The sequence below is a fragment of the Gordonia sp. (in: high G+C Gram-positive bacteria) genome, assembly GCF_047600565.1.
Taxonomy (GTDB): Bacteria; Actinomycetota; Actinomycetes; order Mycobacteriales; family Mycobacteriaceae; genus Gordonia.
Genome location: NZ_JASGKN010000001.1, coordinates 169697 through 183121 on the forward strand (window position 1 = coordinate 169697; position 13425 = coordinate 183121).

Consider the following 13425-nt stretch of genomic DNA (forward strand, 5'->3'; position numbering starts at 1 on the left):
CGCACCGGCCTGCCGGGGCCGCTCTATCCGGCGCGGGCCGCGCGCAGCGTCATCAGGCCCCCGGACAGGTTCGACGCGTCGAAGCCCTCACCGGTCAGGATCCGTGTCGCCAGGTAGCTGCGCATACCGCTGGCGCAGTGCACGCGGATCGGCCGGCCGGCCGCCGCCTCACGGATCTCGTCGAGGCGACCCCGGACCTCGGTGTGCGGCACCGGGTAGGCGCCGTCGAGATGATCGCGGTCGTACTCGGCCCGGCTCCGGACGTCCAGGATGAAGTAGCCGGGCTCGTCGAGCTGGTCGGCGTACCAGAGCGTCAACGACCCGTCGAGGACGTTCTCGGCGATCATCCCGGCCAGATTCACCGGGTCCTTCGCTGAGCCGAACGGAGGCGCATACGCCAGGTCCAGGTCGATCAGATCGGGACCGCGCATCCGGTTCCGGATCGCCGTGGCGAGGACGTCGATCCGCTTGTCGACACCGTCGGCGCCCACGGCCTGCGCACCCAGGATCAGGCCGTCGGCCCGGCGCAGATGGATCAGCAGATGGATCTGCTCGGCGCCGGGAAAGTAGCCGGCGTGACTGCCCGGGTGCAGGTGCAGCGTCCGGTAGTCGATACCGGCATCTTCCAGGGCCTTCCGGTTGGCGCCGGTCAGGGCGGCCGTCAGTTCGCCGACGCGCACGATCGCCGTCCCCACCGGGTGCGGGATCGGCCGAGCGGTCTCCGGGCGCAGGATGTGATCGGCCACCAGCCGGCCTGCCCGGTTGGCGGGACCGGCCAGTGGGACGGGGCGCCGGAGACCGGTCACGGCGTCGACTGCGGCGGTCGCGTCGCCGACCGCCCAGATGCCGTCCAGATTCGTGCGGCCGTGCTCGTCGACGATGATCGCGCCGCGTTCCGTGGCCACACCGGCGTCGGCGAAGACCCCCGTGTCGGGGGTGACCCCGACCGACAGCACGATCACGTCGGCCTCGATCGGGGTCCCGTCGGCCAGAACGACGACATCGGTGTCGGCGGTCTGCTCGATCGCGGTGGCCGCGACCCCGTCGTGCACGGTGATGCCCAGGCGCGTCAGCTCGTCCCGGACCAGCGAGGCCATCTCGTTCTCCAACGGCGGCAGCACGTGCGAGGCCAGCTCGACGACGTCGACGGTCAGCCCCTGCATGCGCAGCCCCTCGGCCGCCTCCAACCCGATGAATCCGGCACCGAGGACGACGGCGCGGCCGGCGCCGCCGGTCACCGTGTCTTTCAGCCGGACGGCGTCACCGACCGTGCGCAGCGTCTGCACGCGCGGGGAGTCCAGGCCGGGCAGGGGAGGACGGATCGCCGTGGCGCCGGGCGAGAGGATCAGGGCGTCGTAGGAGACGGTCTGGACACCGGTCTCACTGCGGACCCGGACCGTCCTGGCGGCCGGGTCGACGCCGATCACCTCGTGCCGGACGCGGACATCCAGGTCGAGGGCGTCGTGCAGCGACTCCGGTGTCTGGACGAGGAGATCGGCCTGGTCGGCGATCTCGCCGCTCACGTAGTACGGGAGGCCGCAGTTGGCGAACGAGGGGTGGTCTCCGCGTTCGAAGACGATGATCTCGGCCTTCTCGTCCAGGCGGCGTGCGCGTGCCGCCGCACTCATGCCGCCGGCGACTCCGCCGACCACGACGATCCTCATTCGTGCTTCCCTTCACCGCCTGTACGGGGCCGGATTCCCCGCTGCTGTCCGACGACACGGACTATACCCCCAGGGGTATTAATGTGCGCAACCGCGCCGACAGCCGATTCCATTTCCCTCAGGATGAGCAAAACTCTGCGCCGGTCACGCCGGTCTCGCATTCGGGCAGCGGTATCCCGGGTTCGGTGTCCGTCGATACCGGCAAGTAGGCTGTAGGCGTCTGTCAGAGTCCGACCGGCGCGATCAGCCCTCGTGCCGGGCGCCTGACTGTGCAGAAGGAGAAGATGTCGTGACCTACATCATCGCTGAGCCCTGTGTGGACGTGATGGACAAGGCGTGCGTCGAAGAGTGCCCCGTCGACTGCATCTACGAGGGCGGGCGAAGCCTGTACATCCAGCCCGACGAGTGCGTCGACTGCGGTGCCTGCGAACCGGTGTGCCCGGTCGAAGCGATCTTCTACGAGGACGACGTCCCCGACGAGTGGGAGCCCTACGTCAGCGCGAACGTCGACTTCTTCGACGACCTCGGCTCGCCCGGCGGCGCCAGCAAGGTCGGCAAGACCGACTACGACCCGCCGTTCGTGAAGAACCTCCCGCCGATGGGCGAGGGCGAGTAGCAAGGCAGAATCAGAGGCATGACCTCACGCCTCACGCCGGTTTCCGCAGGCCTGCCCGACTTCCCGTGGGACACCATCGGGGAGGCGAAGGCGCGTGCCACCGCCCACCCGGACGGCATCGTCGACCTGTCGGTCGGCACCCCGGTCGACCCGGTCGACCTGATCATCCGCCAGGCCCTCTACGACGCCTCGGAGTTCCCCGGCTATCCGGCCACCGTCGGCACCCCGGAACTGCGTGAGGCCGCCGTCGGCGCCCTGTCCCGGCGGTTCGGCATCGACGGGCTCGACGAGTCGTCGATCCTGCCGGTGATCGGCACCAAGGAGGCCATCGCCGGCCTGCCCTCACAGCTCGGTGTGCAGCCCGGCGACCTGGTCGTCATCCCCGAGGTCGCCTACCCGACCTACGAGGTGGGGGCACTCCTCGCCGGCGCCGCCGTGCGCCGCGCCGATTCCACCGTGGCGCTCGGCCCCGAGTCGCCGGCACTGCTGTTCCTCAACTCGCCGTCCAACCCGACCGGCAAGGTACTGGGTCGCGACCACCTGCGGAAGGTCGTGACGTGGGCGCGCGAGCGCGGCGTCGTGGTCGTGTCCGACGAGTGCTATCTGGGGCTGGCGTGGGATCAGCCGGCGTTGTCGATCCTCGATCCGGCGGTCTGCGACGGCGACCACACCGGCCTGATCGCGGTGCATTCGCTGTCCAAGGTGTCCAACCTCGCCTCGTACCGGGCCGGATTCCTGGCCGGCGACAAAGATTTGATCGCCGAACTCCTCGCCGTCCGCAAACACGCCGGCATGATCGTGCCGTTCCCGGTGCAGGGCGCGATGATCGCCGCCCTCAACGACGACGTCCACGTCGACGCCCAGCGCGAGCGCTACCGTGCCCGCCGAGACAAGCTGAAGGACGCGCTCACGGGCGCCGGCTTCACCATCGACGACTCCGAGGCGGGCCTGTACCTGTGGGCCACGGCCACCTCGGTCCCTGAGCTCGCCGAAGGGGACTCCCGCACCACCCTCGACTGGCTGTCCGAGCGCGGCATTCTGGTGGCCCCCGGCGACTTCTACGGCCCCCGCGGCGAAAACCACATCCGCATGGCGTTCACCGCCACCGACGAACGCGTCGACGAGGCCGTTTCGCGCCTGTCCTGACCCTGGCGGGCCGGATCGGGCCGACTCGCTCAGTCGTTGGCGTGCAGCGCCTCGTTGAGCTCGATGCCGTCGCCCTTGGTGGCGCGGACCTCGACGGCGCCGGTCTCCGAGTTGCGGCGGAACAGCAGGTTGCTCTGGCCCGCCAGATCGCGGGCCTTGACGACCTTGCCGTCCGGGCCGGTCACCTTGGTGCCGGCGGTCACGTAGAGGCCGGCCTCGATGATGCAGTCGTCGCCGAGCGGAATGCCGCAGCCGGAGTTGGCGCCCAGCAGGGTGCGCTTGCCGATGGAGATGATCTCCTTGCCGCCGCCCGACAGGGTGCCCATCGTGGAGGCGCCGCCGCCGATGTCGGAGCCGTCACCGACCACCACACCCGCCGAGATACGGCCCTCGACCATCGAGTTGCCGAGCGTGCCGGCGTTGAAGTTCACGAAGCCCTCATGCATGACGGTGGTGCCGGACGCGAGGTGCGCACCCAAGCGGACCCGGTCGGCGTCACCGATACGGATACCGCTGGGCACCACGTAGTCGACCATGCGCGGGAACTTGTCCACCGAGTAGACGGTGACGTGACCGCGGGTGCGCAGACGGCCGCGGGTGGCCTCGAAGTCGTCGACGGCGCACGGGCCGAAGTTGGTCCACACCACGTTGGTCAGCAGGCCGAAGATGCCGTTCAGGTTCTGGCCGTGCGGCTGCACCAGACGGTGCGACAGCAGATGCAGACGCAGGTAGACGTCGTGCGCGTCGATCGGATCGGCCTGCAGGTCGGCGATCACCGTCTTGACGGCCACCGTCTTGACCTTGCGGGCACCGTCCACGCCCACCGCGTCGAGAAGCTCCTTCGGGGTGTCGACGTCACTGAGGACCGTGGTCCCGGCATTGCCGGCGTCGGAGGTCAGTTCGGGCGAGGGATACCAGGTGTCCAGGACGACGTCGTCGTCGGTCAGCGTGGCGATTCCGATGGCAACAGCACCTTGAGTAGTCACGCGGAGAGTCTAACCGGCGCCCCCTAGAGTGGTGAGGGTGAGCGTTCCCGAGTTGAACCTGCAAGCCGATCCCATCGAGCTGACCGCTGCGCTCGTCGACATCGAGAGCGTCAGCCACGACGAGGCGACGATCGCCGACGCCGTCGAGACGGCGCTGCGGACACAGACCGGACTCGAGGTGGAACGTTTCGGCAACCGGATCGTGGCCCGCACCGATCACGGCAAGGCGAGCCGCGTCATCCTCGCCGGACACCTCGACACCGTCCCGATCAACGACAATCTGCCGTCGCGGCGCACCGTCACCGACGACGAAGGCGACGTTCTGCACGGGTGCGGCACCGTCGACATGAAGTCCGGTCTCGCCGTGTTCCTGCACCTGGTCGCCACCCTCGACGACCCCGCCCACGATCTCACCCTGATCGCCTACGACTGCGAGGAGATCGCCGCCGAACACAACGGTCTCGGATTCATCGAACGCGAACGGCCGCAGTGGCTGGCCGGCGACGTCGCGATCCTCGGCGAACCGACCGGCGGCCTCATCGAAGCCGGCTGCCAGGGCACCATGCGGGTCCGGCTCACCGCCACCGGCAATCGCGCCCACACCGCGCGCGCCTGGATGGGCGACAACGCGATCCACAAACTCGGCCACGCCATGACCACACTCGCGGCCTACCAGCCGCGCCGCGTCGACATCGACGGCTGCGAATACCGCGAAGGACTGTCCGCCGTCGCCGTGACGGGGGGAGTGGCCGGCAACGTCGTACCCGACGCCGCCAGCATGGACGTCAACTTCCGATTCGCACCCGACCGCACCGAGGAGCAGGCGTTCGCCCACGTGCAGGAGGTGTTCGCCGACGACCTCGCCGACGGCACCCTGACCGCCGAGATCACCGACTCGGCCCCCGGCGCACTCCCGGGGCTCTCGCACCCGGCCGCCGCCGCCCTCGTCGACGCCGCCGACGGCCGGTTCCGCGCCAAATACGGCTGGACCGACGTGGCCCGCTTCTCCTCACTCGGCATCCCGGCGGTCAACCTCGGCCCCGGCGACCCGAGCCTCGCGCACCGCCAGGACGAACGGGTCCCGGTCGAACAGATCACCCAGGTGACCGATCTGCTCCGCGCGTACTTGGCGGGATAGCCCGCTTCGACAGGCTCAACGAGCGGAGGGCGTCCCTCGCTTCGGCGAGCCCACCGAGCGGAGAGCTTGCTAGCGTGAGCGCATGGCTCACGGCGCATCCGATTCTCACGGACCCGAACCCCTCGACGACGACATCCCGGTCGACACCGTGCTCCGGTACGTGGGGCCCGCCCAGGTCCGCGTCCCGGCCGACCAGAAGATCGTCACCAGCGACCAGTCGCTCCTCGAATGGGTGGATCCGGCCGACGAGATGCGGGCCCTCGAACGCACCACCCGCGACTCGTGGCGGGTGCTGCGCATCCAGTCCGAGTTCGTCGCCGGCTTCGACGCCCTCGGCGAGACGCCGCAGGCCATCACCGTGTTCGGTTCGGCCCGCGTCGAACCGGGATCGGCCGAATACGAGACGGGTGTGCAGCTGGGCCGGAAGCTCGCCGAGGCCGGCTTCGCGGTCATCACCGGCGGCGGACCGGGCGCGATGGAAGCCGTCAACCGCGGCGCCTTCGAAGTCGGCGGCACGTCCATCGGCCTGAACATCGAGCTGCCGTTCGAACAGCACATGAATCCGTGGCTCACCACCGGCATGAACTTCCGCTACTTCTTCGTCCGCAAGACGATGTTCATGAAGTACGCGCAAGGCTTCGTCTGCCTGCCCGGCGGCATGGGCACCATGGACGAACTGTTCGAGGCCGTCACCCTCGTGCAGACCGGCAAGATCCTCAAGTTCCCGATCGTCCTGATCGGCAAGGACTACTGGGGTGGCCTCCTGGACTGGATCCGCGACCGGATGCTCGCCGAAGGCAAGATCGGCCCCGACGACCTGCACCTGATGACCCTCGTCGACACCGTCGACGAGGCCGTCGAGGCGGTGAAGGCGGTCCGCGCGTGAGTGCCATCTGCGTGTACTGCGCGTCCGGCCCGGTCGACGACGCCTACATCGACCTGGCCGCCCAGACCGGCCGGGAACTGGCGCAGGCCGGCTACACCGTCGTCTCCGGCGGCGGCAACGTCTCCATGATGGGTGCCCTGGTGCGCGGGGCCCGTGCGGCCGGCGGCTACACCATCGGCATCATCCCCGAACACCTCATGGTCAAAGAGGTCGCCGACACCGACTCCGACGAACTGATCGTCACCGACACCATGCGGGAACGGAAGAAGCTGATGGACGAGATGTCCGACGGCTTCATCACCCTTCCGGGCGGCATCGGCACCCTCGAGGAACTCTTCGAGACGTGGACCGGCGCCTTCCTCGGCGTCCACGACAAGCCGATCGCCTTGGTCAATCACGACGGCTTCTACGATCCGTTGCTGACGTGGCTCCGCGATGCCGCGGCCCGCGGCTTCGTCGCCCAGAGCGCCCTGGACACGCTGGAAGTGGTGCCCGACGTGGGTAGCGCCCTCGCCCTGTTCGGCCCGGCGTAGGGTAACGACAGTCCTGGGCGGGAAAGACACCAAAAGGAGTGTGCACGGACATGGGGAAAGCGCAGAGCGCATCGACGGCCATCGCACCGAGCAAGGTCGGCGTCACCGATCTGGTCCGCGGCGTCGTCAAGATGGCGCCCGATGCGACCGGAATGGTCAAGCATGCGCCCGGCCTGGTCTTCAACAAGGCCAGCGCCAAGAAGACGATCGGCAAGATCTTCCAGGATCTGGCGCGCAAGCAGCCTGACCGCCCGTTCATCCGCTTCGACGGCGACACCTACACGTACGGCGAAGCCAACCGGATCGTCAACCGGTATGCCGCCGTCCTCACCGAGAAGGGGGTGGGTGTCGGCGACGTCGTCGGCATCCTCGCCAAGAACAGCGCCACCGACCTGATGTGTGTGCTCGCCGCCGTCAAGGTGGGCGCCGTCGCCGGCATGCTGAACTACAACCAGCACGGCCACGTGATCGACCACAGCATGAAGCTGCTCGGCGCCACGGTGCTGCTCCGCGACCCGGAGTGCACCGAGGCCTGGGAGACGATGAGCAAGGACGTCCGCCCCGAGCACGTCCTCGACTTCGATCAGCTGGAAGCCGAAGCCAAGGGCAAGCCGGACCACAACCCGGCGGTCACCGCCACGCTGCCGGCGTCGACCACCGCCTTCTACATCTTCACCTCCGGCACCACCGGCCTCCCCAAGGCCAGCATGATGAGCCACAACCGCTGGCTCGCCAACTACTCGGGCATCGGCGGCCTCGGCGTCCGTCTGCACCCCAGCGACACGATGTACATCCCGCTGCCGCTGTACCACAACAACGCGCTGTCGGTGTCCCTCGGATCGGTGCTGGCCGGCGGCTCCTGTGTGGCCATCGCCAAGCAGTTCTCGGCGTCCCGCTTCTGGGACGAGATCATCGCCAACCGGGCCACCGCGTTCTGCTACATCGGCGAACTGTGCCGGTACCTGCTGGCCCAGCCGGAGAAGCCGACCGACCGCCAGCACGCCGTCCGTCTGATCGTCGGCAACGGCATGCGCCCGGAGATCTGGGACGAGTTCTCGCAGCGCTTCGGCATCGACCGCGTCGTAGAGTTCTACGGCGCCTCCGAACTCAACCTGGCGTTCATCAACGTGTTCAGCGCCAAGCGGACCGCCGGCTTCTGCCCGCTGCCGTTCAAGATCGTCGAATACAACGAGGACGGCACCCCCAAGCGCGACGCGAAGGGCCGTCTCCGCTCGGTCAAGAACGGCGAACCCGGCCTGCTCATCGCCGAGATCAGTGAACGCGTGCCGCTGGACGGGTACACCGATCCGGAGGAGACCGAGAAGAAGGTCATCCGCGACGCCTTCAAGGACGGCGACGCCTACTTCAACTCCGGTGACCTGGTCCGCGGACTCGGCTTCAAGCACATCGCCTTCGTCGACCGCCTCGGCGACACCTTCCGCTGGAAGGGCGAGAACGTCGCCACCACGGAGGTCGAGTCGGCACTCGGCACCGCGAAGGGCGTCGAACAGGCCGTGGTCTACGGCGTCGAGGTCCCCGGATCGGACGGCCGGGCCGGCATGGCCGCGGTGACCCTCGCCGACGGGGCGTCGTTCGACGCGAAGGCCGTCGCCGCACGCCTGTACGACGAACTGCCCGACTACGCGGTGCCGCTGTTCATCCGCCTGGTCGGCACCATCGCCGCCACCTCCACCTTCAAGAACCAGAAGGTCGAACTGCGCAACCAGGGATTCACCGAGGTCGGCGACGACGAGATCTGGGTGCTCAAGGGCCCCAAGGACGGCTACGTCCCGTTCTACGACGGCTACCCGGCCGACGTCTCGTCCGCGAAGGCCCCGCGCTAGGACGCATCGACGTGAACCCCTGGCCGCCCACGCTGTGCGGTCGTCCGGTCCCCGGCGACCGCGCGCTGGTGATGGCGATCGTCAACCGCACACCGGATTCGTTCTACGACGCCGGCGCCACCTTCGACGACGCGGACGCGCAGGACCGCATCGACCAGGTGGTCGCGCAGGGTGCCGACATCGTCGACATCGGCGGAGTGAAGGCCGGCCCCGGTGAGGAGGTCGACGCCGCCACCGAGGCGCAGCGTGTGGTCCCGATGATCGCGTGGATCCGTGACCGGCACCCGTCGCTGCTGATCAGCGTCGACACCTGGCGGGCCGAGGTGGCCGACGCGGCCTGCGCCGCCGGCGCCGATCTCATCAACGACACCTGGGCGGGCGCCGACCCGGAACTGGTGGCGGTCGCCGCCGAGCGCGGCGCCGGACTGGTCTGCTCGCACACCGGGGGCGCCACCGTCCGCACCCGACCGCACCGCGTGGCCTACGACGACGTCGTCGCCGAGGTGGCCGACGAACTGACCGCCGCCGCGCAGCGAGCCGTCGCCGCCGGTGTGCGCCGCGACGGGATCCTGATCGACCCCACCCACGACTTCGGCAAGAACACCCACCACGGGCTGGCGCTGCTGCGGCACCTGGACCGGCTCACCGGCACCGGCTGGCCGGTGCTGATGGCGCTGTCCAATAAGGACTTCATCGGCGAGACCCTCGGCGTGGACCTGCACGAGCGGGTGGCCGGTACCCTGGCGGCGACGGCCCTGGCAGCCGCCGCGGGCGCCCGCGTCTTCCGAGTCCACGAAGTCGCCGACACCCGCCGTGTGCTCGACATGGTCGCGTCCATCGCGGGCACCCGCCCGCCCGCACGCACGGTCAGGGGATTGGCATGAGCGGCTGCACACCGGTCACCTGGTCGCGGACCCACTGCTGGGACCGTCCGGACTGGACCGTCGAAGAACTGACCGCCGCCAAGAACGGCCGGACCGTCTCGGTCGTGCTGCCCGCCCTCAACGAGGAGGCCACGGTCGGCGGCGTCGTCGCGTCGATCGCGCCACTGCTCGGGGGCCTGGTCGACGAACTGGTGGTGATCGACTCGAACTCGACCGACGCCACCGCCGACGAGGCGCGCGAGGCCGGCGCCACCGTGATTCCGCGGGACAGCATCCTTCCGCAGATCCCGCCCCGCCCCGGCAAAGGCGAGGCGTTGTGGCGCGGGGTGGCCGCCACCACCGGCGACCTCATCGTCTTCATCGACGCCGACCTGGTGGACCCGGACCCCATGTTCGTTCCCAACCTGCTCGGACCGCTGCTCACCGACCCGGAGATCCACCTCGTCAAGGGCTACTACCGTCGGCCGCTGCGGACCGGCGGCGCCGAACTGGACAACGGTGGCGGGCGTGTCACCGAACTGCTCGCCCGGCCCCTGCTCACCGCACTCAAACCCGAACTGGGCGAGGTGATCCAGCCGCTGGGCGGCGAATACGCCGGCACCCGTGAACTACTCGCCTCCGTGCCGTTCGCCGACGGCTACGGTGTCGAGATCGGTCTGCTCATCGACACCTACGACCGTTACGGGCTCTGCGGGATCGGTCAGGTCAACCTGGGGGTCCGGGTGCACCGCAACCGTCCGCTGTCCCAGCTCGCGGTGATGAGCCGGCAGATCACCGCCACCCTCCTGCGCCGCTGCGGGATCGACGACTCCGGCGTCGGCCTCACCCAGTTCGTGCCGGAGGCCGACGGCACCTTCACCCCGCACACCGCGCCGCTGATCGACGAGGAACGGCCCGCCGTCATCCAGGTGGCGATCTGCCCGCCCGGCCCGACCGCCGAGCCCGTCGAAGCGAACCCGGACCGGAAGTAGGCTTGCACTCGTGGTGACCATCGGTTTATACGTGATCGGGATGGCCGTGGCCGTCGCGATCATCTTCGCGATCGTCTGGTTCGTGTTCGGGCGCGGCGAAGACCTGCCGCCCGTCGAGAAGGGGACCACCCTCACCCGGCTGCCGCGCGCCGGCGTGACCGGCGACGACGTCCGCGCCCTCCTGTTCGAGCAGACGTTCCGCGGCTACAAGACCGTCGAGGTCGACTGGACGCTGGAGAAGCTGGCCCGCGAGATCGACGAGCTGCGCGCGGTGGTCGCCGACCTGCGGGCACGCGAGCCCGCGACACCCGGTGAGACGCTCTCGGCACCGCCCACCGTGCCGACACCCGTGGTGGACCCGTCCCGGCAGTCGTGACGAGATCTGCGCCACGTATCATTGAGTCATTCGACGTGTGAAGGGAGCGCGAGAATGGCGGCGATGAAGCCCCGTATGGGTGACGGCCCTCTGGAAGCGGTCAAGGAGGGTCGCGGAATCGTGGTCCGGATCCCGATCGACGGCGGCGGTCGTCTGGTCGTGGAGCTGAACGACGAAGAGGCCTCGAACCTCGCCGACGTGCTCCGCGAGGTCACCGCCTGATCGACCCGACGACGCGCTGGAGCCCGGCTTCCGGGCTCCTGTGCTGTCCGGTCTGCGGTCACCCGCTCAGCCCGTTCTCCGTTCACGGAGCGGGGCTGGAATGCGAGTCCGGGGCATCGATTCGATGCCGCCCGGCAGGGCTACGTCGCACTGCTCTCCGGTCGGGGCACCGCGCACCGCAGCGACACCGCACCGATGGTCGCGGCCCGGCGACGCGTTCTCGAATCCGGTCTGTACGACCCGGTCCTGACCGCGGTCGCGGAGCGCATCGATCCGGAGTCGGCCGTCGTCGTCGACGCCGGCTCGGGTACCGGTCACTATCTGGCGTCCTGCCTGGACGCCGCGCCCGACGCCCTCGGCATCGGCATCGATCTGTCCAAGTACTGCGCCCGCGCCACCGCGCGCAGTCACCGGCGTGCGCTGGCCGTGGTCGCCGACCTCTGGGAGGGGATCGGAGTCCGCACCGGGGCCGCGGACGCCCTGCTGTCGGTGTTCGCGCCGCGCAACCTCGGTGAGGCCGCCCGGATCCTGCGGCCCGGCGGCCGATGGATCCTCGTCACGCCGCGACCGGACCATCTGGCCCAGTTGCGCGAACCGCTCGGCATGCTCGGCATCGGCGACGACAAACTCGCCCGCCTGCACGACGACCTCACCTCCGCCGGCTTCACCGTCACCTCCGCCGATCCGGTGACCGCCGACCTCACCCTGTCCGCGCCGACGGCCGCCGACATCGCCGGCATGGGGCCGGCCGGCTTCCACCGCACACCCGACGAGCTCGCCGCGGCCGCGCGATCGCTCGACCCCTCCGATCGCGGAATCCCGGCCACCCTGGACGTCACCGTCACGACGGCGGTGACACCGGCGGCGACCGGGGCCTGACGCCCCGGGGCCCCGCCCGGACCGCCCGCGGACGGCCGGATGCCGATATGTTGGTGGGGTGAGATCACAACCGCACGTACTCGGCATCGTTCTCGCCGGTGGCGAGGGGCGGCGGCTGTACCCGCTGACCAAGGACCGTGCGAAGCCGGCCGTCCCGTTCGGCAGCTCGTACCGGCTCATCGACTTCGTCCTGTCGAATCTGGTCAACGGCGGCTATGAGCGGATCTGCGTGCTCACCCAGTACAAGTCGCACTCCCTGGACCGGCACATCTCGCAGACCTGGTGGTCGTCCGGTTTCCACGGCGAGTTCATCACCCCCGTTCCCGCGCAGCAGCGGCTCGGACCGCGCTGGTACACCGGCAGCGCCGACGCCATCTACCAGTCACTGAACCTGATCTTCGACGAGCGCCCCGACTACATCGTCGTGTTCGGCGCCGACCACGTGTACCGGATGGATCCGTCCCAGATGGTGGCCCGCCACATCGAGACCGGCGCGGCCGTCACGGTCGCCGGCATCCGGGTTCCGCGCGCCGAGGCCAAGGCGTTCGGCTGCATCGACTCGGACGACGACGGCACCATCACCCGGTTCATCGAGAAGCCGTCCGACCCGCCCGGCACCCCCGACGACCCGGACGTGACGTTCGCGTCGATGGGCAACTACGTGTTCACCACCGACGCCCTGGTCGACGCGGTGCGGGCCGACGCCGCCGATCCGGACTCCGATCACGACATGGGCGGCGACATCATCCCCGCGTTCGTCTCGCGCGGCGAAGCCTACGTCTACGACTTCAACGACAACGAGGTCCCCGGCGAGACCGACGAGGACAAGGGCTACTGGCGGGACGTCGGCACCATCGACGCCTTCTACGACGCCCACATGGACCTCATCTCGGCGAAGCCGGCGTTCAACCTCTACAACCAGCGCTGGCCGATCCGCGGCGAGACCTCGCACCTGCCGCCGGCCAAGTTCATCGGCGGCGGCTCGGCGAACGACTCCATGGTCGGTGCCGGCTGCATCGTGTCCGGGACTCTGCAGAGTTCGGTGCTGTCCACCGACGTGGTCATCGAAGACGGTGCCGTCGTGCAGGGCAGCGTCCTCATGCCGGGCGTGCGGATCGGCCGCAACGCCGTCGTCCGCAACGCGATCCTGGACAAGAACGTGCGCGTGGCCGACGACGGCCAGATCGGTGTCGACCTCGACCACGACCGGGAGACCTACACCGTGTCCTCGGGCGGCATCGTCTGTGTCGCCAAGAACGAGACCATCGGCTGAGTCCGAA

The 13425-nt window shown here is 69.4% G+C and carries 14 protein-coding genes; 12 read left to right on the forward strand and 2 right to left on the reverse strand.

The window, feature by feature from the left end; genetic code table 11:
• Positions 1 to 23: 23 nt before the first annotated feature.
• Complete coding sequence (locus QM774_RS00875; protein ID WP_414974089.1) at positions 24 to 1664, reverse strand: FAD-dependent oxidoreductase; 1641 nt, start codon at positions 1662 to 1664, stop codon at positions 24 to 26.
• A gap of 289 nt (positions 1665 to 1953) precedes the next feature.
• Here QM774_RS00875 and fdxA point away from each other — a divergent pair, with 289 nt between their 5' ends.
• A complete protein-coding gene (gene fdxA, locus QM774_RS00880; RefSeq protein ID WP_414974090.1) occupies positions 1954 to 2280 on the forward strand; it encodes a ferredoxin in 327 nt (108 codons plus the stop codon).
• A gap of 18 nt (positions 2281 to 2298) precedes the next feature.
• Positions 2299 to 3426, forward strand: a complete 1128-nt coding sequence (gene dapC / locus QM774_RS00885; RefSeq protein ID WP_414974091.1) for a succinyldiaminopimelate transaminase — start codon at positions 2299 to 2301, stop codon at positions 3424 to 3426.
• A 29-nt stretch (positions 3427 to 3455) separates the two neighbouring features.
• Here the strand turns inward: dapC and dapD are convergent, their stop codons facing one another.
• Positions 3456 to 4412, reverse strand: coding sequence for a 2,3,4,5-tetrahydropyridine-2,6-dicarboxylate N-succinyltransferase (gene dapD / locus QM774_RS00890; protein WP_414974092.1), 957 nt, complete (start codon positions 4410 to 4412; stop codon positions 3456 to 3458).
• A gap of 37 nt (positions 4413 to 4449) precedes the next feature.
• On the opposite strand from dapD, the gene dapE reads away from it, so the two are divergent.
• From dapE to glgC, 10 genes are all read left to right on the forward strand, one after another.
• Positions 4450 to 5550 (forward strand): succinyl-diaminopimelate desuccinylase, encoded by a 1101-nt coding sequence (dapE, locus tag QM774_RS00895; protein WP_414974093.1) that lies wholly within the window; start codon positions 4450 to 4452, stop codon positions 5548 to 5550.
• An 82-nt stretch (positions 5551 to 5632) separates the two neighbouring features.
• Positions 5633 to 6436: a TIGR00730 family Rossman fold protein gene (locus QM774_RS00900; protein WP_414974094.1), complete on the forward strand. Its 804-nt coding sequence runs from the start codon at positions 5633 to 5635 to the stop codon at positions 6434 to 6436.
• Positions 6433 to 6969, forward strand: a complete 537-nt coding sequence (locus QM774_RS00905; RefSeq protein WP_414974095.1) for a TIGR00730 family Rossman fold protein — start codon at positions 6433 to 6435, stop codon at positions 6967 to 6969. The genes QM774_RS00900 and QM774_RS00905 overlap by 4 nt, the downstream gene beginning before the upstream one ends.
• 50 nt (positions 6970 to 7019) lie before the next feature.
• The gene (locus QM774_RS00910) at positions 7020 to 8813 is read left to right on the forward strand and encodes a long-chain-acyl-CoA synthetase (protein ID WP_414974096.1); all 1794 of its coding nucleotides are present in this window, start codon (positions 7020 to 7022) and stop codon (positions 8811 to 8813) included.
• Positions 8814 to 8884: 71 nt separating this feature from the next.
• On the forward strand, positions 8885 to 9697 hold the full coding sequence (gene folP / locus QM774_RS00915; protein WP_414976551.1) for a dihydropteroate synthase: 813 nt from the start codon (positions 8885 to 8887) through the stop codon (positions 9695 to 9697).
• Positions 9694 to 10668, forward strand: a complete 975-nt coding sequence (locus tag QM774_RS00920) for a glucosyl-3-phosphoglycerate synthase (RefSeq protein WP_414974097.1) — start codon at positions 9694 to 9696, stop codon at positions 10666 to 10668. The genes folP and QM774_RS00920 overlap by 4 nt, the downstream gene beginning before the upstream one ends.
• 10 nt (positions 10669 to 10678) lie before the next feature.
• Positions 10679 to 11044: a DivIVA domain-containing protein gene (locus QM774_RS00925; RefSeq protein ID WP_414974098.1), complete on the forward strand. Its 366-nt coding sequence runs from the start codon at positions 10679 to 10681 to the stop codon at positions 11042 to 11044.
• Positions 11045 to 11098: 54 nt separating this feature from the next.
• Complete coding sequence (locus QM774_RS00930) at positions 11099 to 11266, forward strand: DUF3117 domain-containing protein (protein ID WP_414974099.1); 168 nt, start codon at positions 11099 to 11101, stop codon at positions 11264 to 11266.
• A gap of 195 nt (positions 11267 to 11461) precedes the next feature.
• Positions 11462 to 12145: a methyltransferase domain-containing protein gene (locus QM774_RS00935; RefSeq protein ID WP_414974100.1), complete on the forward strand. Its 684-nt coding sequence runs from the start codon at positions 11462 to 11464 to the stop codon at positions 12143 to 12145.
• A 58-nt stretch (positions 12146 to 12203) separates the two neighbouring features.
• Entirely contained in the window at positions 12204 to 13418 is a 1215-nt protein-coding gene (glgC, locus tag QM774_RS00940) for a glucose-1-phosphate adenylyltransferase (RefSeq protein WP_414974101.1), read from the forward strand.
• The last annotated feature ends 7 nt before the right edge of the window (positions 13419 to 13425 follow it).